Source organism: Streptomyces sp. NPDC017936 (assembly GCF_044328485.1).
In the GTDB taxonomy this organism is placed as follows: domain Bacteria; phylum Actinomycetota; class Actinomycetes; order Streptomycetales; family Streptomycetaceae; genus Streptomyces.
Map to the genome: position 1 here is coordinate 53,687 of NZ_JBIRHK010000005.1, position 18,246 is coordinate 71,932.

Here is an 18,246-nt window from a genome sequence, read left to right on the forward strand (position 1 = left end):
ATGTGTGGAGCGAAGGCCGGCGGCCCGGACGCCTCGACGATCAAGCCCGGTGAGACCACGATCCAGGGTCAGGTGACCCGCGACGGCGAGCCGGTGACGGGCTACGTCCGCCTGCTGGACTCGACCGGCGAGTTCACGGCGGAGGTCCCGACCTCCGCGACGGGCCAGTTCCGCTTCTACGCGGCCGAGGGCACCTGGACCGTGCGAGCTCTCGTCCCCGGCGGCACCGCGGACCGCACGGTCGTCGCCCAGCAGGGTGGCCTCGCGGAGGTCGCGATCGCGGTCTGAACCGCTGACGACCGGCCGAAGGGCCGCACCCCTCGGGTCGGACACCCGGGGTGCGGCCCTTCGGCCTGCGCGGACCTACGCTGGACGTATGTACGCGCGGCGACGTCACCTGTACTTCGCCATGATGGGCACCTGCGTCACGCTGTTCGTCCTGGCCTGGGCCGTCGTGCGCATCTGGTCGGTGCCGGTCGCGGTCGGGATGTGCGTGGTCGCGATGGTCATCCCGCCGCTGGCCGCGATGGTCGCCAACCGCCGCGGCCCCGACGACCGCTGGTGGGACGACCCCTCCGGCGATCCGCAGTCCGACCGGTGGTGGGACGAACTGGACGGCAAGAAGCGCCGTCCCTAGCCGCCGGTCAGTAGACCAGGGCCTGCGTGTCGTCGGCGAGGGACTCCTGCACGAACACCTGCGCGCCCGCGATCCGTACGCCCTCCAGGACGTCCTTCTCGGTGATGTCCCGCCGGGCCGCGCACTGCGTGCACAGCGTGATCCGGCCGCCGGCCAGGATCGAGTCCACCAGGTCGGGCAGCGGGGCGGAGTGCGGCAGCGCGAACTCGGCGGCCCGGCCCGGCAGCGCGAACCAGGAGGACTCCCCGGTCAGCCACAGGGACACCTCGACCCCGCTGGCCACGGCCACCGCGGCGACCGTGAACGCCTGCGAGCACCGCTCGGGGGCATCGGCCCCCGCCGTCACCTTGATCACGAGCTTCTTCGCCATGCCCGCATCGTAGGGCGAACGCCGGGCCCGTGGAGCGCCCGGTGCGCACCGCGCCGAGCCCGTCCGGCACCCGGTGGATCCGGTGATCCCGCGGGGCCGGCCTCCGGGCCGACCGCTCGGAGGCCCACCTCGTACGGAAGGCGGCTCCCCGGCCGCGTAAGCTGGGGAGCGGCCTTGTGCAGTACGGAACCAACCCCGCTCATCCGAGGAGCACCCCGTGGAGATCTTCTTCGAAGCCCTGCTGGTCCTGGTCTGCGTCGGCGTCCTCGCCTTCGCCGGGCTGACCGTGAAGAAGCTGTACCAGGGCCAGCGCTGACCGACACGTTCCAGGAATCGCACCCATGATCGAGATCCCGTCCGACCTCCACAAGGACCTCGTCCCCCTCGCCTTCCTGCTCGGTGAGTGGGCGGGCGCGGGCGTGCACGACTTCCCCGGCTCCGAGAAGTGCAACTTCGGGCAGGAGGTCACCTTCACCCACGACGGCCGGGACTTCCTGGAGTACCGCTCCCGCACCTGGGTCCTCGACAACGACGGCAACAAGGTCCGGCCGCTGGAGTCCGAGTCCGGCTTCTGGCGGATCGACGCCGACCGCAAGGTCGAGGTGACGATGACCCGCGACGACGGCGTCATCGAGATCTGGTACGGCGAGCTCGCCGACAAGAAGCCGCAGATCGACCTGGTCACGGACGCGGTGGCGCGGACGGCGGCCTCCCGCCCGTACACCGGCGGCAAGCGCCTGTACGGCTACGTCAAGAGCGACCTGATGTGGGTCGGCGAGAAGCAGACGCCGGACGTGGAACTGCGCCCCTACATGTCGGCCCACCTGAAGAAGGTCGTCACCCCGGAGGAGGTCGAACGCTGGGCCAAGGCCCTCCCGGACGACCTCCCGGACGACGGCATCGCCTTCTTCAAGTAGGCACGGCGCCGTGTGGTCCTAGACTCTTCGGTGTGGTGAGCACCGACTGGAAGAGCGACCTGCGGCAGCGTGGCTACCGCCTGACCCCGCAGCGGCAACTCGTGCTCGAAGCCGTGGACACACTGGAGCACGCGACCCCTGACGACATCCTCGTGGAAGTGAGGAAGACGGCGTCGGGGGTCAACATCTCCACCGTCTACCGGACCCTGGAGCTCCTGGAGGAGCTCGGGCTGGTCAGCCACGCCCACCTCGGGCACGGGGCGCCGACCTACCACCTCGCCGACCGGCACCACCACATCCACCTGGTCTGCCGCGACTGCGAGGGCGTGATCGAGGCGGACGTGGAGATCGCCGCCGAGTTCACGGCGAAACTGCGCGACACGTTCGGCTTCGACACCGACATGAAGCACTTCGCGATCTTCGGCCGCTGCGCGGAGTGCTCGCTCAAGGGTTCGGCGGCCAAGGGTTCCCTTACCGAGTCGTAGGCTTGGCCCCATGAAGAGCCCCCTGCTGTCCCTGCCCGGCGCCGTCCCGGCCGAAGGCGCGGACGAAGGCGTCGCCGCCCACTACGGCGACCTGTTCCGCGAGCAGCGCGCCCTCGCCGACGGCACCGGATTCGTGGACCTCTCGCACCGAGGGGTCGTGACGGTCTCCGGTGAGGACCGGCTCAGCTGGCTGCACCTGCTCCTCACCCAGCACGTCAGCGACCTGCCCGCCGGCGAGGCCGCCGAGGCGCTGATCCTCTCCGCGCACGGTCACATCGAGCACGCGCTGTACCTCGTGGACGACGGCGCGACCGTCTGGGCCCACGTCGAGCCCGGCACCCAGGACGCGCTGATCGCGTACCTGGAGTCGATGAAGTTCTTCTACCGGGTCGAGGTCGCCGACCGGACCGGCGAGTTCGCCGTGGTGCACCTGCCGGCCGGTTCCATCGCCGAGGCGCCCGAGGGCGTCGTCGTCCGCGAGACGCCGTACGGCCGCGATCTCTTCCTGCCGCGCGCCGGCCTGGAGTCGTACGCCGGGGAGGCCGGTCCCCCGGCCGGGATCCTCGCCCACGAGGCACTGCGCGTCGAGCGGCACCGCCCGCGCCTCGGCTTCGAGACCGACCACCGCACCATCCCGCACGAGCTGGGCTGGATCGGCACCGCGGTGCACCTCCAGAAGGGCTGCTACCGCGGGCAGGAGACGGTCGCCCGCGTCCAGAACCTGGGCAAGCCGCCGCGCCGGCTGGTCTTCCTGCACCTGGACGGCAGCGACGTCCACCTGCCGCCTCCCGGCACCGGGATCCAGCTCGCGGACGACGGTCCGGACGGCCGCAGGATCGGCTTCATCACCACGTCCGTCCGCCACCACGAACTCGGCCCGGTCGCCCTGGCCCTGGTCAAGCGGAACGTCCCGGTGGACGCCCGGCTCGTCGCCGGCACGACGGCGGCGGCCCAGGAAGTCGTCGTGGAGCCGTAGCGCGCCGCGGCGCCGTGGGGCGTCAGATCTCGATCAGTACGGTGAACGGGCCGTCGTTCGTCAGCGACACCCGCATCCGCGCGCCGAACCGGCCCGTCTCCACCGTCGCGCCCAGCGACCGCAGCTGGGCCACCACCTCGTCGACGAGCGGCTCGGCGACCTCGCCGGGGGCGGCCGCGTTCCAGGTGGGGCGGCGGCCCTTGCGGGCGTCGCCGTAGAGGGTGAACTGGCTGACGACCAGCAGCGGCGCGTCGATGTCGCTGCACGACCTCTCGTCGGCCAGCATCCGGATCGACCACAGCTTGCGGGCGAGCTGGGCCGCCTTCTCCTTGGTGTCCTCGTGGGTGACCCCGACCAGGACGCACAGTCCCTCACCGGCGATCTCGCCCACGGTCTCGCCGTCCACGACGACGCTCGCGCCGTCCACCCTCTGCACCACTGCACGCATGCGGACCATCATGCCGTGCGCGCCGCAACCGCCGGCGCGGGGATTCTTTTTGGTCCTTTGGCCCGGATCTGAGCCGTTCGGGGGCAGTCGGTCACGGAGCGGCCACCGGGGGTGGCACGATGCTTCCACACGCCGGTCGAGGGGACGGTAGAGGCACATGAGCACACCGAGCACCGTGAGCACCGGGCAGCTGGGCCCGACCACCCAGCGCCCGCCCGTGCAGCGCGTCGGCAGTCCGCCGTGCGCGCTGCCCGCGGAGCCACCCGAGCACGACCTGGCCCGGCTGGGCCTGCCCGAGCTGCGCACCCTGCGCCGGGACGCCCAGCGGGACGAGGCCGACCTCAGTTACGTACGCCGGCTCCTCCAGGGCCGGATCGACATCCTGCGCGCCGAGCTGGCCCGCCGCGGTCCCGCCGCCGTGCCCGAACCGGCCGAGGACTCCGTGGTCGCCCGCCTCCCGGAGATCCTCACCGACGCCCCGGCGCGCCACCGCTCCTCGGCCCGCCACGTCACCCTGGGCACCCCGCACAGCGAGGAGTACGGCCGGCTGGCCGCGGACATGCTCGCCGACGTCGAACTCTCCGACCTCGGCGCCCGCACCGACCCGGAGCTCCACGAGGCCATGGCCCGCCTGGTCCGCTACGAACAGCAGGTCTCCCGCCGCCGCCAGCGCCTGCAGAAGACGGCGGACGACTCCGGAGCGGAGATCACCCGGCGTTACCGCGAGGGCGAGGCCCAGGTGGACGACCTACTGCTGTAGCCGCTGCCGCTGCCGCCGACGCCGGTTGCCGCGCGCCGACGGCCCGCGATGACGGCAGCAGCAGCGGATCGCCGCCGGACGGCGGGCACGACGGGCCGGACACGGCCGGGAGCGTGGGGCGGGTGGGGTGGGCCGGTTGCCGGCGGGTGGAAAATGCCCGGCGGTGACCGGCCCGTCCGACCTACGGTGACCTCATGACGCACCGAGCCGACGCCATCGACGTACGCCCCGTCACCGAGGCCGAGTTCCCCGACTGGCTCCGCGCGGTGAACGCCGGCTTCCTGCGGGAGCCGGTGGCCGCCGAGCCCGAGCTGACGAACCGCCGGGCCCAGTTCGAGCCCGGCCGCTACCTGGGCGCCTTCGACGCCGGCCGGTGCGTGGCCACGTTCCGGTCCTTCGACCAGCAGGTCACGGCCGTCGGCGGGGCCCACGTCCCGGCCGACGCCGTCACGGGCGTCACCGTCACCGCCACCCACCGCCGCCGCGGCCTGCTCACCCGCATGATGAGCCAGGACCTGGCGGCGGCGAAGGAGCGCGGGTCCGTGGTCGCCACCCTGATCGCCGCGGAGTACCCGATCTACGGCCGGTTCGGCTTCGGCCCCGCCACCTGGATGACCGAGTGGGCGATCGACGTGCCGCGCACCGGCCTGGACCCCCGCCGCTCCGGCCAGGACGAGGGCGGCGGCCGGATCGACCTCGTCGACGGGGAGGACGTCCGCAAGCTCGGCCCCGAGCTGCACGAGCGGGTGCGCGGCGCGCAGCCGGGCGCCGTCAGCCGCAGCGACCTGTGGTGGCGGCTCAACACCGGCGCCGTACGGTTCGAGCCGACGTGGACCGAGCCCTTCTACGCGCTGTACCGCTCGCCGGACGGCGAGACCGAGGGCCTGGCGGCGTACACGGTGGACGACCACTGGCCCGACAAGCGGCCCCGGAACACGCTGTCCGTGAAGTGGCTGCTCGCGGCGACCCCGGCCGCCGAGCGCGCCCTGTGGCGCTACCTCTGCTCGATCGACTGGGTCACGACCGTGAAGAGCGGCTGGCGCGCCCCCGACGACCTGCTCCCCTTCCTCCTTCCGGACCCCCGGTCGGCGAGGGTCACCGCGCACGCGGACTGGCTGTGGGTGCGGATCCTGGACGTCGTACGGGCGCTGGAGGCGCGCACGTACGGGGGCGAGGGCGCGCTGGTGCTGGAGGTGACCGACCCGTGGGGTCTCGCCGGGGGCCGGTTCCGGCTGGAGGCCTCGCCGCAGGGCGGGTCCTGCGTGCCGACGACACGGAGCGCCGACCTCTCGCTGCCCGCGGCCGAGTTGGCGAGGCTGTGGCTCGGCGACGAGTCGGCGGTGCGGCTGGCGGCGCTGGGATCGGTGCGGGAGGAACGAGCGGGCGCCGCCCGGTCGGCCGACGCCCTGCTGCGAACGCCCAGGCGGCCCTGGTGCCCGGACATGTTCTGAGGGCTCCTTCCGTCCGACGGGAACCGCTCGACCGCCTGGTGCTTCTCTTCGGTTGTGGCTGTGCTCATCCGTAGCTGTTCGGTTGTGGCTGTGCGGTGGCGCTGTGAAGTTGTGGCTGTGCTCGCGATCTGGAGTTGTGGCTGTGCCGCGGTGCCGACTGCTCGGACTCCCGGCTCCCCTCCGGAAGGAAGTCCGACCGGCCAACCGTCAGGAAGTTTGACCATGTCAGTGAAGTTGGCTGCCAACTTCACTGTACTTATGTCCGCTTGGAAGCGTCCTATAACCATCTCTCCTTGAACTGCCGCAAGATGGCGGGAAGTTGTAGTGTTTGGCCGTGGAGCCGGAACATGCCTCCGTCAATGGGCGCGAGGGCCGTGAGCGGCCGGCACAGCCGCAGCGGACCCACCAGGACGTGGCCGACGAGCTGCGCACCCGGATCAGGACCGGGGTGCTGCGGCCGGGCCAGCGCATGCCCACGCAGGCCAAGCTGGCGGACGAGTTCGGCGTCGAACGCGGTGCCGTGCGGCAGGCCCTGCGCATCCTGCAGTCGGAGCACCTGCTCACCAACGTCTCCAAGGGCGCACCGGCGACGGTGGCCCCGGATCTCGGGGCGGGCGCGCCGCCGACCGGACCGGCGGCGCCGCCGCAGCCCACGATGGCGGCGCTGACCCCGCGGATCGCGGAGGCCTTCGCCGCGCCGCACGTGGAGATCGACGCGCTGTGCCTGACCGCCGTCTCGCTGACGCTCGCGATCGGGGAGCCGCTGCGGCGGATCCACGCGGGGGAACTGAAACCGGCCAAGATCGACGTGCGGGTCCTGCTGCCGTCCCGGGACATCGACCTCGCCTTCCCGGCGCCGGTGGACGCCTCGGCGGGCGAGCGGCTGCGACGCCACTGGCTGGCCCACCGCAACGCCCAGGGCCAGGTGCTGCGGCACAACCTGCTCACGCTGCGCGCCACGCACGGCATCGACGTCGACGTCCGCTTCCGCGCGCTGCCGTTCACCCCGCCGGTCAAGCTGTACCTGCTCAACGGCTCGGAGGCGCTGTTCGCGTACTACACGGTCAAGCTGCGCGAGCAGCAGATCGGCCAGGAGCAGCTGGAGATGTACGACGCCGAGGGCACGCGGTCGGTGCTGTTCGCCTTCGGCCAGGGCGCCGGACCGCGGGACACGGCGTTCGTGGAGCAGTCGCTCCTGTGGTTCGACGCGCTGTGGGAGACGATCAGTTCGGAGCTGGTGCTCACGAGCTGACCGCGGGCCCCGTGACCAGGAAGGCGAGGATCACGGCGCCGGCCGAGCTCAGCGCGGGCCTTCGGGCCTTGGTGCCGACGGTGAGCAGGAGCAGGCCGACGGTGCCGGTGGTGCCGTACTTCCACTGGACGATCTGCTCGAGGACGGCGGAGAGGAGGGTGAGGGTGGGCACGGTGGTTCCTCCCTTCGGAAGGCCGGCGTGCGGGAGATCCGGCGGACTCGGAGGCAAAACTTCCGCCAACTTGCGGAAGTTGGCAACCAACTCTGATTATGTTGTCCCCACTTGGCGACAACTACTAAACAACTTCTCGGTAACTCCACAGAGATGGAGGGAAGTTGTAGCGTTTGGTCGTGACCCAGGAGAACGTGGCAGTGAACGGCAGCAGAAGGCTCTCGCCCCAGGAGATCGCCGACGTCCTGCGCGAACGCATCCGCGTCGGGGATCTCAGGGCGGGCGACCGCCTGCCCACCCAGGCCGAGCTCGCCGACGAGTTCGGCGTGGAGCGCGGTGCCGTGCGCCAGGCCCTGCGGGCACTCCAGGACGACGGCCTCCTCACCAACGTCAGCAAGGGCAGCCCGCCGCGCATCGCCGAGCCGACGCCGGCCCGCGACGAGCCCCGGCCCACGATGGTCGCCCTGGCTCCCCGGCTGACCCGGGCCTTCGCCGCCCGGCACGTGCGCGTGGACGCCGCCTGCCTCACCGCCGAGAGCCTCATCCCCGCCCTGGGGGAGCCCCTGCGCCTGATCCACAGCGGCGACCTGCGCCCGGAGCGGATCGACGTCCGCCTCCTGCTGCCGTCCCGGGACATCGACCTCGCCTTCCCGGTCCCGGTCGAGAACGAGGTCCGCGGCGACACCGACCCCGTGCACCAGCGCTGGCTGGCGATGCGCAACGCCCAGGGCCACGTCCTGCGCCACAACCTGCTGACACTGCGCACCCACGGCGTCGACGTGAACGTCACCTTCCGCGCGCTGCCCTTCACCCCGCCGGTGAAGCTGTACCTGCTCAACGGCGAGGAGGCGCTGATGGCGTACTACATGGTCACCCGCCGCGAGGAGGCCACCGACAGCGGGACGCTGGACATGTACGACGTGATGGGCACCGAGTCGCTCCTCTTCTCCTTCGAGAAGGCGACGGGCCGGCGCGACGCCGCGTTCGTGGAGGAATCCCAGAAGTGGTTCGACGCCCTCTGGGAAACCATCACGACGGACCTGACACTCTCCTAGTGACTTCTGATGCGGAACAGACCGAACAGGTGGCGTCCGAGAGCGGGAACACGACCGGGACCGAGCACGAGACCGCCCGGCTGCGGGAACTGATCGCACCTGCCCGGGTCGTGCTCTGGGACTTCGACGGGCCGATCTGCCGGCTGTTCGCCGGTCACTCGGCGCAGACGGTGGCCGAGGGTCTGGTGGAGTGGCTCGAGCGGCGGGGGCTGCGCGGCCTGCTGCAGGACTCCGAGCGCGAGTCGCCCGATCCGCAGGTCGTGCTGAGGGCGGTGGACCGCAGGCACCCCGGCAGCGACCTGGTGGCGGAGCTGGAGGAGCGCCTCACCCAGGAGGAGCTGCGGGCGGCGTCCTCGGCGATGCCCACGGCGTGGACCGACCCCCTCGTGCGGACGTGGACGGCGCTGGGCCTGCGGCTGGCGGTCACCACGAACAACTCCCCCCTGGTGGTGGCCAAGTACCTGGCGGGCCGAGGCCTGACCGCCTGCTTCGCGCCGCACGTCTACGGCCGCACCCAGGACCTCCACCTCCTCAAGCCGCACCCGCACTGCCTGAACCGCGCCCTGCGCGCCACGGGGTCCGCCCCCTCCACCGCCCTGATGATCGGCGACACCCCCTCGGACTTCGACGCCGCCCGGAAGGCAGGGGTCCCCTTCCTGGGCTACGCGCCCGACGAACGCAAGGGCGAGCTCCTGAGGGACGCCGGCGTCCAGGTGGTGGTGGGGTCGCTGGAGCCCGTGCTGCGGGTGGTCAGGGACCGGGCCTGACGGGGTCGGATCCGGTACGGCATCCGGTCGGACGCGGTGCGAGCCGGTCGGAAACCGCGTCGTCGGGTGGCTGACACGCGGGTGCGCTAGCATGCCCGAATCGCACGGGCGAGAGCGCCCGTTCCCCCGCATGAGACGGCGCACCGAGCCGGTCTCGGACGACCTGGCGCAGACGAGTGGTACACCATCCCCTGTGCTCACTCCACCGGTCACTTCGGTCGTGCGGCGCGGCACACGGCGTCCGACGATTGCCGTACCCATCCGACCAGTGTGAGCAACCGGAGCGGCCAGTGGTCGAGCCCCTTGTCCCCCGCCGCCCGCGCGGGGGCCGAGCCGCCGACGAGCGGTCCGGCGCCGTCTTCCGGGCGTTCCTCGGCGCCGCGGAGGCGTCGGAGGCCGTCGGCGGCCGCCACCACCGGGACCACGTCCTCCCCCTGACCGAGGACCTGGCGCGGCTGGTCGGCCGGGAGCCCGGCACGTACGTGAGGGTGCGGGCGCCGCGCTCCGACGTGGCGCCGCCGATGATCAGGACCTGGCACGACGAGGCGGCGGTCCTGCGGGCCCTGCGGGGGGTCCTGCCGCACGCCCCCGAGTGGCTGGGCGCGGGTCCCGGCTTCGTCGTCCACAGCCATGTGGACGGCGTTCCGCTCTCCGGCGTCTGCGGGAACGGCAAGCCGGTGGACAGGCTGGTCGTCGAGGCGCTCGCGGACTCGCTGGCCCGGATGACCGAGGTGCGCCGGTCGGCGCTGCCGCCGCTGCCGTCCGGCTGGCCCGCCCACCACACCGACAGCCAGGGCTTCCTGAGGACCCTGGCCCGGCTGGCCGACGAGCAGATCCGCAAGCCCCACTGGGCGGAGTTCGGCGGCCTGTTCAAGGCGCTCGGCATCCCCGACGACGCCCTCGTGGGCTTCGCCGAGCGGGTCCCCGCCATGGCGCGACGGCCGTACAGCCTGCTCCACGCGGACCTGCACCGGGACAACGTGATCGTGTCCCACGACGGCGGTCCGCCCCTCGTCTGCGTCGGCTGGGAAGCGGCCACCTACGGCGACCCCCTGCACGACCTCGCCACGCACCTCGTGCGCATGCGGTACCCGTCCCACCAGTGGAGCGAGGTGGTCGACGCCTGGGCCGAGGCCGTGCCGCGGTTCCGGCCGGCCGCGGTGAACGGCCTGGCCAGGGACCTGCGCCACTACCTCGACTTCGAACGGGCGCGGTCCGTCTACCCCGACGTCATGCGGACCGCGCGCTCGCTGACCCGAAAGAACCTCGACGAGGCGGCCGAGGCGGCCGAGGAGGTCCGCAGGGCGCTGACGGCCGCGGCGGAGCCGCTGCGGCTCAGGAGCGTGCCGACGGCCGGTGAGGTCGAGGGGGCGCTCGTCCGGTGGCTGGCCTCGCGGGGCGACGCCGGCGGCCGGGGCCGGCTCGTGCAGGCCTTCGACTGGAGACCGGACCCGCGGGTCCCCGAGCACCCCGCCTTCCCCCGGGAGGCCGTGCGGGACGCGCTGCTGGCCGAGGGAGCCGCCCGGGCGGACCAGGTCTTCAAGGGGACCGCGCACCTGAACACGGTGGTGCGGGTGCCGGGCCACCCCGCACCCGTGGTCGTACGGCGCAAGCTGCCGGACGTCTCCCGCAGGGAGCCCAGTCACCTGAGCGAGCACGCGGTGCTGCGGGCGATCCAGGAATCGGGGGCCGAGGTGGCGGCCCCGCGTGTCCTCGCGCTGGGCGAGAGCTACGCCAAGGAACCCTTCGCGATCCACACCTACGTCGGACCGCGGGCCGACCGGCCGCCCCGGCACCCGGTGGACGGCCTGCGCCCGCACGAGGCGGACGGGCTCGTCGACCAGTTGTGCGCCCTGACGGAAGTGGACTTCACCCGGGTCGACCCGGCCGCCGGCCGGGGCGGCTTCCACGAGTGGCTCAAGGAGCAGCTCGTGGGCCTGGTACGGGACCTGCCGAAGGAGTCCCTGCAACTGGCCCGGACGCTCGGCCTGCCCGACCACCACCGGCTGCGGGAGATCCTCTCCGCGCACCGGGTCGCCCACCGGGCGCCCGCCCTGCTGCACGGCGACCTCAACCCGTGGAACCTGGTGTGCCGTGACGACCGCCTGGGCGTCACCGTCATCGACTGGGAGATGGCCCTCGTCGGCGATCCCCTCTACGACCTGGTACGGCACATGCACCTCACCCCGACCCGGCAGGAGATCAGGGAGCGCATGTTCCGGCGGTGGGAACGCGGGCTGGCGTCCCGCCACACCGCGAACTGGCGGCGCGACTGGGGCGTCTACCGCCGGCTCGAGATCGTCCGCTCCGCCTACATCGACCTCGACCGGCTGGTGACCCGGGCGAGCCTGGACGTGCCCAACGTCCGGCGGGCGGTGAACTCCTACGCCGACACCCTGGCCGCCGCCACCGCCTCCCTGGGCCTGCCCCTGCCCGCCACGGCGCACCTGTACCTCGCGCGGGCACGGGCCCGGGCGGTCCGGCCGGCCGCCGTCCGCCGCCCGGTTCCCTCCGGCGCGGGGGCGGACTCCGCGTGCGCCGGGCGGGCGGGGACGTAGCCGAGGCCGTACGGGCCGCCGTGGGCGGCGCCCCCGCCCGCGACGGCTCGACGACGACGTCACCGACGCCGACCGCGCCCGGGCGTCCGCCCGGCACCCCGCGCCCGCGCCCGCCCGCACCGGTCCGACCGCCGGCTCCGCCCCGCCGGCCGGGACTGCACGGCGCCGGAGGAGGGGATCACGTCCCGGTGCGGCCCAGCAGTTCGGCGACCCGCAGGAAGCCGTCCGTCCCGTGTCCGAGGGCGACGACCCGGCGGGCCTGGCCCTCGATCGTGCGCATCACGCTCGCGTCGATGCCGTGGTCCTCGGAGGTCCGCACGATGTGGGCCATGGAGGAGACGGCGGAGGTGACCGGGTTGAGCTCACCGGAGTAGGTGCCGTCGTCGGAGTCCCCGGCGAACTCCTCGAAGAGCGGCGGCAGGATCGTGGCGATGCCCTGGGCGAACGGGGCCAGCTCACGCGCGGTGATGCCCTCCGCCCGGGCCACCGCCACGGCGTGCGCGAAGCCCGCCATGGCCGTCCAGAAGACGTCCAGCAGGGCGATGTCGTGGGCCGCGGCCCGGCCGATCTCCTCGCCCAGGTGGGTGTGGGTGCCGCCCAGCGCGTCCAGGACGGGGCGGAGCTCCCGGTACAGATCCTCGGGGCCGCTGTGGAGGAACACCGCGTCCGGCGTGCCGATGGCCGGCGTCGGCGTCATGATCGCCCCGTCCAGGTACCGCACGCCGTGCTCCGCCGCCCACGCGGCGGTGTCGCGGGCGCGGGCCGGGGTGTCGGCGCAGAGGTTCACGACGGTACGGCCCCCGAGCGCGGCGGCGACCGGCTCCCGTCGCAGGACGGCGTCGGCGGCGTCGTAGTCCTGGACGCACACCACGGTCGTCCCGCTCGCCGCGACGGCCCCCTCCGCGGTGGGGACCCAGGCCGCGCCCCGTTCGACGAGCTCCCGCTCGCGGCCGGGGGTGCGGTTCCAGACGGTGGTCCGCAGCCCCGCGTCCAGGAAGGCGCCGGCGAGGGCACGGCCCATGGGGCCCAGCCCGAGGACGGTGACCCGGTCGGTGGACGACATCGACGACATGACTCAACTCCCATAAGATCAGGAACAATTGACAGCGAAGGGGGAGGAAGCGGATGACGAGGAAGCGCGCCGGGGACCGGAACGTCTGCGGAGTGACCGCCGCGATCGCCGTGATCGACGGCAAGTGGAAGACCAGCCTGCTGTGGCTGCTGGAATCCCGCCCGCACCGCCCCGCCGAACTGCGGCGGCGCCTCGCGGGCCTCAGCGAGAAGGTGCTGACCCAGGCACTGCGGGAGATGGAGACGGACGGCCTGGTGCACCGGGAGGTGTACGACGTCCTCCCCCCGAAGACCGTCTACTCCCTGACCCCGTTCGGCCGCGAACTGTCCGAGGCCCTGGCCCCCCTCTCCGACTGGGGCCACCGCCGCCTGGACCGCCTGGCCGCCTCCTGATCACCCGCCACCAGCCTCGCCCGGGGGGCGCCCGCTGCCAAGTACGCACAAATAAGTGGGTGTCGGGAGCCGCTCCCTCCCCTCGGCGCCGCGCGGCGCGACCGTCCGCCCGTGACACGGCGCACTTTTGCAAGCGAGTGCTTGCAAAAGTTAGCGTGGGTGGGGCACGCTGGAGGCATGGCATCGCTCAACGTCGGCAATCTCGGTGAGTACCTGCGCGAGCAGCGGCGGAACGCCCAGCTCTCGCTGCGGCAGCTCGCCGATGCCGCCGGGGTGTCCAATCCGTACCTGAGCCAGATCGAGCGCGGGCTGCGCAAGCCCAGCGCGGAGGTGCTGCAGCAGGTCGCCAAGGCGCTGCGGATCTCCGCCGAGACCCTGTACGTACGCGCCGGCATCCTCGACGCCGAGCGGGACCGGGACGAGGTCGAGACGCGGGCCGCCATCCTCGCCGATCCCACGCTGACCGGGGCGCAGAAGCAGGCGCTGCTGCAGATCTACGAGTCCTTCCGCAAGGAGAACGGATTCGCGACGGCCCGCGACGGTGCGGTGGACGCCCAGGACGACGCCGCCGAACCCGGCACCCGAACGGCCGGCGGCACCGACACCGATCCGCAGCGGACGGCCGGTTGACCGGACCAGGGGACCGGCCGCCCGACTGCGGACCCGCGCCGACCGACATCCACGAACGTCACGAACGCGAACACGGGAGGACCACCACCATGGCCATCACCGACGACCTGCGCAAGACCTTCACCGACCCCACCCCCCTCTACTTCGCCGCCGGCACCGCCGACCTGGCCCTCCAGCAGGCGAAGAAGGTGCCGGGCCTGGTCGAGCAGCTGCGCGCCGAGGCCCCCGCCCGGTTCGAGGCCGTCCGCAACACCGACGCCAAGGCCGTCCAGGAGAGGGCCGCCGCGCGGGCGAAGGAGGCCGGCGCCAGGGCCAAGGAGGCGCAGGAGAGCCTGCAGACCCGGGTGGGCGAGTTCCTCGGCGCCCTCGACGGCGACCTGAAGAAGCTGGGCAGCACGATCGACGCCGACCTGAAGAAGCTCGGCGAGACCGCCCAGGACCTCGCGCTGCGCGGTGTCGGCGTGGCCGCCGAGTACGCCGTGAAGGCCCGCGAGACCTACGAGAAGGTCGCCGAGCACGGCGAGCAGGCCGTGCGGACCTGGCGCGGCGAGGCCGCCGAGGAGATCGAGGAACTGGCGATCGTCGTCGAGGGCAAGGACGAGCCGAAGACCGAGCCGGTCGCGGTCAAGGAGGAGCCGAAGCCGGCCCAGGCCACGGTCGATCCCCTCACGGCGAGGAAGGCCCCCGCCGCCAAGAAGGCCCCGGCGCCCCGCAAGGCCACCACGAAGAAGACGACGCCGCCGGCCAAGTGAGACCGGCGGCGGGACGGACCGCCGCACGAGGACGCACGGGCGGACGCGCACGGACACGGCGACGGGCCGGGCACTCCAGCGGTGCCCGGCCCGTTGCACGGGTAGCGGGAGCGCGGTTGCGGGTACGGTGACCGCGTAAGGACGAGCGAGTCGTGCCGAACGGGTGGTGGACGTTGTGCTGATGCAAGGTTTCGCAGGGTTCATGTCTCTGCTGAGCCTGGCCCTGATCGTGTTCAGCGGCTTCGCCCTGTTCGACGCGGCGATCCGCCGCGAGGACGGCTACCGGGCCGCCGACAAGCAGACCAAGCCGTTCTGGATGATCATCCTCGGGCTCGCCTTCGTGGTGAACCTGATCTTCCCGATCCTGTCGTTCCTGCCGGTCATCGGCCTCGTCGCGACCATCGTGTACATGGTCGACGTACGGCCCGCCCTGCGCTCCCTGCCGGGCGGCGGCCGCAGCCGGGGCGGCTCGAGCAGCGACGGCCCGTACGGCCCGTACAACGGCGGACGGTAAGAGGGACCGGAGGGAGCGCGGTCCCGCGTCCGCCCCAGGGGCGCGGCCCCCTTCAGGGGCGCGGGACGGCACCGGCACGCGGCCTCGCCGCGTGGGGACGGCCGGCCGCCGACAGCCCGGCGCCGGCACGCCCCGCGGCCCGGGCCGGCGCGCCCCGGCGTCGCCCCGCCGGCGGCCGCGCTACCGCACCCGGTCCAGCAGCACGACCGCCACGTCGTCGGTCAGCTCGCCCCCGTTGAGCTCCCGCACCTCGTGGACCGCGGCCCGCAGCAGTTCCTCCCCGCTCAGCCCCGCGGCGAGCTGGCGGCCGATCATCTCGACCATGCCGTCCTGGCCGAGCCGTTCCCCGCCCTGGCCGACGCGGCCCTCGATGAGGCCGTCGGTGTACAGCATCAGGCTCCACTCCGGGCCCAGTTCGACCTGGGTCCGGGGCCAGCGGGCGCCCGGCAGCAGGCCGAGGGCGGGGCCGTTGTTGTCGTACGGCAGCAGCCGGGGCGGCAGGCCCGGGCGGGCGATCAGCGGGGCCGGATGGCCGGCCAGGCACAGGCCCGCGCGGCGGCCGTCGGGCGCGATGTCCACCGTGCACAGCGTCGCGAAGATCTCGTCGTCGTCGCGCTCGTGCTCCAGCACCTGCTGGAGCGTGTTCAGCAGTTCGTCGCCGCACAGGCCGGCCAGCGTCAGCGCCCGCCAGGCGATGCGCAGCTCCACGCCGAGCGCGGCTTCGTCCGGGCCGTGGCCGCAGACGTCACCGATCATGGCGTGGACCGTGCCGTCCGGGGTGCGCACGGTGTCGTAGAAGTCGCCGCCGAGCAGCGCGCGGGAGCGGCCGGGGCGGTAACGGGCGGCGAAGCGCAGCGAGGAGCCCTCCAGGAGGGGCGTGGGCAGCAGCCCGCGCTCCAGCCGGGCGTTCTCCTGCGCGCGCAGCTTGCCCTCGGCGAGCCGCCGCTCGGCCGTGTCGGAACGCTTCCTCTCCACGGCGTACCGGATGGCGCGGCTCAGCAGCCGTCCGTCCAGCTCGTCGCGGAACAGGTAGTCCTGGGCGCCCACGCGCACCGCCTCGGCGCCGCGCTCGGCGTCACCGGACGCGGTCAGCGCCAGCACGGCGTGCCGGGGCGCGAGCCGCAGCACGTGCCGGAGCACGGCGAGTTCGTCGTCGGCGTCGACGCGGCCCGGCGCGGGCAGCGCCAGGTCCAGCAGGATGCAGTGGACGTCGTCGGTGAGCAGCCGCTCGGCCTCGGTGAGGTTGCGGGCGGTGCGCACGCGGATCGGCTTGCCGGCCGAGTCCAGCAGGTCCGGCACGATCGGGGCGGCCGTGGGGTCGTCCTCGATCAGCAGCAGGGTGAGGTTGGTGTGGGTGGCGGCGCTCACGCCGTGGGGGACGCCGTCGCCGGGCGTGGCGTTGTCCCCGGCCGTCGCGTTCCTCGCCTCGTCGCGTTCGTCGCTCCGGTCGCCCGGGTGCGGGGCTCCTTCGTCGGAGGGGCCGCCGGCCACGGGCGCGGCCTGCGCCTGACCACACTCCACGGCCGGGATCGCTCTCTGCCGCGGTACGGGTACGGGCATCGTTTCGGGTTCCTTCCCTCCCCCCGAGGGCATGGCGGGGACGAGGGACCTCGACCCACCGACGGGGACCATAGCGGCAGAGGGCGCCGCTGCGGAATGGCGCGGGGCACGCTGCTTGATCTCAAGCCTCTGTCATATGCCGCGATCCCTACCGCAGTTGGGCAGGCCGACCGGGCCCCGGGAATGACGAACGTCACGTCCCGGGGGATTTGTCCGGTGGTGAGGGTGTCATGAGTCACGTGGCCGTGCTCACGCGGTGAACGCCGGGTCCGTGTCCGGCCTCACGCGTCCGGCCGGACCACCCCGAGGATCGGCATCGAACCGGCCCCCGCGACGGTCACCGTCCGCCCCGGACGCGGGGCGTGGACCATCGTGCCGTCGCCCACGTACAGCCCGACGTGGCTGGCGTCGTCGAAGTAGATGATCAGGTCGCCGGGGCGCATGTCCTTGAGGGCGACGTGCCTGAGCTGCCGCCACTGCTCCTGCGAGGTGCGCGGGACGGTGACACCGGCGTTCGCCCACGCCTGGGACGTGAGGCCGGAGCAGTCGAAGGAGTCGGGGCCCTCGGCGCCCCACACGTACGGCTTGCCGATCTGTGCGGTGGCGTACCGGACGGCCTTCTGGCCCTGGACGGTGCCCTCGCCCTGGATCTCCTCGAGTATGCCGGTGCCCAGCCAGGCGGTCTGCGCCCGCTGCGCGGCCTGCTGCTGGAGCAGGGCGAGGCGTTCCTTCTCCTCCTTCTCCAGCTGGGACTCGATCTTCTCGGCCGCCGCGATCTGCTTCTCGATCTTCTTCTGGGCCGCCGCCTTGGCCTTGCGGTTGGCCTCCAGCTTCTGCCACTGGGCGGAGGCGTCCTCGGCGTACTGCTCCAGGTCCTGCTGGGTGCGGGTCATCTCGCCGAGCAGGCCCTTGGTGGCCCGCTGCCCCTGGAGCACCCGGCCGGCCCCGTCGAGGAAGTCGCCCGGATCGTCGCTGAGCAGCAGGTGGGCCTCGTCGGGCAGGCCGCCGGTGCGGTACTGGGAGCTGGCGGCCCGGCCCGCGCGGTCCTTCAGGCCGGCCAGCTTCTCCCGGCCGTCGGCGATCTTCTTCGCCAGCGTGACGAGCTCCGCGGACTGCTTCTTCGCCGCCTCCTCGGCGGCGTTGTAGGCGTCGGTGGCGACGGCGGCGTCGTGGTAGAGGGCGTCGAGCTTCTCGCGGACCTCCTCGAGGTCCTTGCTGTGCGACGGCGGTGGCGTGAGCGTGGGGGCGGTGGTCGGCGCGGGGGTGGGACCCGGGCTCGCGAACGCCGTGCCCGGCGCCGCCAGGACGGTGACCGCGCAGACCACGGTCACGGCCGTCGCGAGCAGACCGCGCTTGCCCGTACCCATACGTCCCCCCACATCTGATTTACCGTCAGTAACTTACGGTCGCCTGAGGGATCGTGCCATGCCGGGCCGGAAAGCGACAGGGGCTGTCCTTCCCCCCGCCCCCTCCCGGGC

General features: G+C 73.0%; 21 protein-coding genes. 15 read left to right on the top strand and 6 right to left on the bottom strand.

Annotated elements, in window-relative coordinates:
- Together ACH4F6_RS12025 and ACH4F6_RS12030 are read left to right on the top strand one after the other, a co-directional pair.
- Window positions 1–288, top strand: a complete 288-nt coding sequence (locus ACH4F6_RS12025) for a DUF1416 domain-containing protein (protein WP_004986406.1) — start codon at window positions 1–3, stop codon at window positions 286–288.
- 88 nt (window positions 289–376) lie between these two features.
- Window positions 377–637 (top strand): DUF3099 domain-containing protein, encoded by a 261-nt coding sequence (locus ACH4F6_RS12030; RefSeq protein ID WP_397959902.1) that lies wholly within the window; start codon window positions 377–379, stop codon window positions 635–637.
- Between the two features lie 7 nt (window positions 638–644).
- On the opposite strand, the gene ACH4F6_RS12035 is transcribed toward ACH4F6_RS12030, so the two are convergent.
- Window positions 645–1,007 carry a DsrE family protein gene (locus ACH4F6_RS12035; RefSeq protein WP_397959903.1) on the bottom strand — a complete coding sequence of 121 codons (363 nt, stop codon included), beginning with the start codon at window positions 1,005–1,007 and terminating at the stop codon, window positions 645–647.
- A 341-nt stretch (window positions 1,008–1,348) separates the two neighbouring features.
- Here ACH4F6_RS12035 and ACH4F6_RS12040 point away from each other — a divergent pair, with 341 nt between their 5' ends.
- Genes ACH4F6_RS12040 through ACH4F6_RS12050 form a run of 3 tightly spaced genes read left to right on the top strand, consistent with a single transcriptional unit; the run spans window position 1,349 to window position 3,385 of the window.
- Window positions 1,349–1,924: an FABP family protein gene (locus tag ACH4F6_RS12040; protein ID WP_397959904.1), complete on the top strand. Its 576-nt coding sequence runs from the start codon at window positions 1,349–1,351 to the stop codon at window positions 1,922–1,924.
- 32 nt (window positions 1,925–1,956) lie between these two features.
- Complete coding sequence (locus ACH4F6_RS12045; RefSeq protein WP_397959905.1) at window positions 1,957–2,409, top strand: Fur family transcriptional regulator; 453 nt, start codon at window positions 1,957–1,959, stop codon at window positions 2,407–2,409.
- 10 nt (window positions 2,410–2,419) lie between these two features.
- Entirely contained in the window at window positions 2,420–3,385 is a 966-nt protein-coding gene (locus ACH4F6_RS12050) for a YgfZ/GcvT domain-containing protein (protein ID WP_397959906.1), read from the top strand.
- A gap of 22 nt (window positions 3,386–3,407) precedes the next feature.
- Here ACH4F6_RS12050 and dtd read toward each other — a convergent pair whose 3' ends face one another.
- The gene (gene dtd, locus ACH4F6_RS12055; protein WP_397959907.1) at window positions 3,408–3,833 is read right to left on the bottom strand and encodes a D-aminoacyl-tRNA deacylase; all 426 of its coding nucleotides are present in this window, start codon (window positions 3,831–3,833) and stop codon (window positions 3,408–3,410) included.
- 157 nt (window positions 3,834–3,990) lie between these two features.
- On the opposite strand from dtd, the gene ACH4F6_RS12060 reads away from it, so the two are divergent.
- From ACH4F6_RS12060 to ACH4F6_RS12070, 3 genes are all read left to right on the top strand, one after another.
- Entirely contained in the window at window positions 3,991–4,593 is a 603-nt protein-coding gene (locus tag ACH4F6_RS12060) for an aerial mycelium formation protein (RefSeq protein WP_397959908.1), read from the top strand.
- Window positions 4,594–4,787: 194 nt separating this feature from the next.
- Window positions 4,788–6,044 (top strand): GNAT family N-acetyltransferase, encoded by a 1,257-nt coding sequence (locus ACH4F6_RS12065; RefSeq protein ID WP_397959909.1) that lies wholly within the window; start codon window positions 4,788–4,790, stop codon window positions 6,042–6,044.
- A 328-nt stretch (window positions 6,045–6,372) separates the two neighbouring features.
- On the top strand, window positions 6,373–7,296 hold the full coding sequence (locus tag ACH4F6_RS12070) for a winged helix-turn-helix domain-containing protein (RefSeq protein ID WP_397959910.1): 924 nt from the start codon (window positions 6,373–6,375) through the stop codon (window positions 7,294–7,296).
- Here ACH4F6_RS12070 and ACH4F6_RS12075 read toward each other — a convergent pair.
- Window positions 7,286–7,468, bottom strand: coding sequence for a hypothetical protein (locus tag ACH4F6_RS12075; RefSeq protein ID WP_397959911.1), 183 nt, complete (start codon window positions 7,466–7,468; stop codon window positions 7,286–7,288). The genes ACH4F6_RS12070 and ACH4F6_RS12075 overlap by 11 nt on opposite strands.
- Before the next feature lie 173 nt (window positions 7,469–7,641).
- Between ACH4F6_RS12075 and ACH4F6_RS12080 the strand changes: the two genes are divergently transcribed.
- The 3 genes from ACH4F6_RS12080 (at window position 7,642) to ACH4F6_RS12090 (ending at window position 11,848) form a co-directional block, all read left to right on the top strand.
- Window positions 7,642–8,523, top strand: a complete 882-nt coding sequence (locus ACH4F6_RS12080; protein WP_397959912.1) for a GntR family transcriptional regulator — start codon at window positions 7,642–7,644, stop codon at window positions 8,521–8,523.
- Window positions 8,523–9,290, top strand: coding sequence for an HAD family hydrolase (locus tag ACH4F6_RS12085; protein ID WP_397959913.1), 768 nt, complete (start codon window positions 8,523–8,525; stop codon window positions 9,288–9,290). Before ACH4F6_RS12080 ends, ACH4F6_RS12085 begins: the two co-directional genes overlap by 1 nt.
- Window positions 9,291–9,580: 290 nt before the next feature.
- Window positions 9,581–11,848, top strand: coding sequence for a phosphotransferase family protein (locus tag ACH4F6_RS12090; RefSeq protein ID WP_397959914.1), 2,268 nt, complete (start codon window positions 9,581–9,583; stop codon window positions 11,846–11,848).
- A 178-nt stretch (window positions 11,849–12,026) separates the two neighbouring features.
- Here the strand turns inward: ACH4F6_RS12090 and ACH4F6_RS12095 are convergent, their stop codons facing one another.
- Window positions 12,027–12,920 (bottom strand): NAD(P)-dependent oxidoreductase, encoded by an 894-nt coding sequence (locus ACH4F6_RS12095; RefSeq protein ID WP_397959916.1) that lies wholly within the window; start codon window positions 12,918–12,920, stop codon window positions 12,027–12,029.
- A gap of 53 nt (window positions 12,921–12,973) precedes the next feature.
- Between ACH4F6_RS12095 and ACH4F6_RS12100 the strand changes: the two genes are divergently transcribed.
- The 4 genes from ACH4F6_RS12100 (at window position 12,974) to ACH4F6_RS12115 (ending at window position 15,208) form a co-directional block, all read left to right on the top strand.
- A complete protein-coding gene (locus ACH4F6_RS12100) occupies window positions 12,974–13,312 on the top strand; it encodes a winged helix-turn-helix transcriptional regulator (protein ID WP_397959917.1) in 339 nt (112 codons plus the stop codon).
- A 177-nt stretch (window positions 13,313–13,489) separates the two neighbouring features.
- The gene (locus tag ACH4F6_RS12105) at window positions 13,490–13,942 is read left to right on the top strand and encodes a helix-turn-helix domain-containing protein (protein ID WP_397959918.1); all 453 of its coding nucleotides are present in this window, start codon (window positions 13,490–13,492) and stop codon (window positions 13,940–13,942) included.
- An 89-nt stretch (window positions 13,943–14,031) separates the two neighbouring features.
- Entirely contained in the window at window positions 14,032–14,694 is a 663-nt protein-coding gene (locus tag ACH4F6_RS12110; RefSeq protein WP_397959919.1) for a hypothetical protein, read from the top strand.
- A gap of 181 nt (window positions 14,695–14,875) precedes the next feature.
- Window positions 14,876–15,208 (top strand): DUF2516 family protein, encoded by a 333-nt coding sequence (locus ACH4F6_RS12115; RefSeq protein WP_397959920.1) that lies wholly within the window; start codon window positions 14,876–14,878, stop codon window positions 15,206–15,208.
- A gap of 180 nt (window positions 15,209–15,388) precedes the next feature.
- On the opposite strand, the gene ACH4F6_RS12120 is transcribed toward ACH4F6_RS12115, so the two are convergent.
- Together ACH4F6_RS12120 and ACH4F6_RS12125 are read right to left on the bottom strand one after the other, a co-directional pair.
- The gene (locus ACH4F6_RS12120) at window positions 15,389–16,768 is read right to left on the bottom strand and encodes a PP2C family protein-serine/threonine phosphatase (RefSeq protein WP_397959921.1); all 1,380 of its coding nucleotides are present in this window, start codon (window positions 16,766–16,768) and stop codon (window positions 15,389–15,391) included.
- Between the two features lie 281 nt (window positions 16,769–17,049).
- The gene (locus ACH4F6_RS12125; protein ID WP_397959922.1) at window positions 17,050–18,135 is read right to left on the bottom strand and encodes an NlpC/P60 family protein; all 1,086 of its coding nucleotides are present in this window, start codon (window positions 18,133–18,135) and stop codon (window positions 17,050–17,052) included.
- Window positions 18,136–18,246 lie beyond the last annotated feature (111 nt).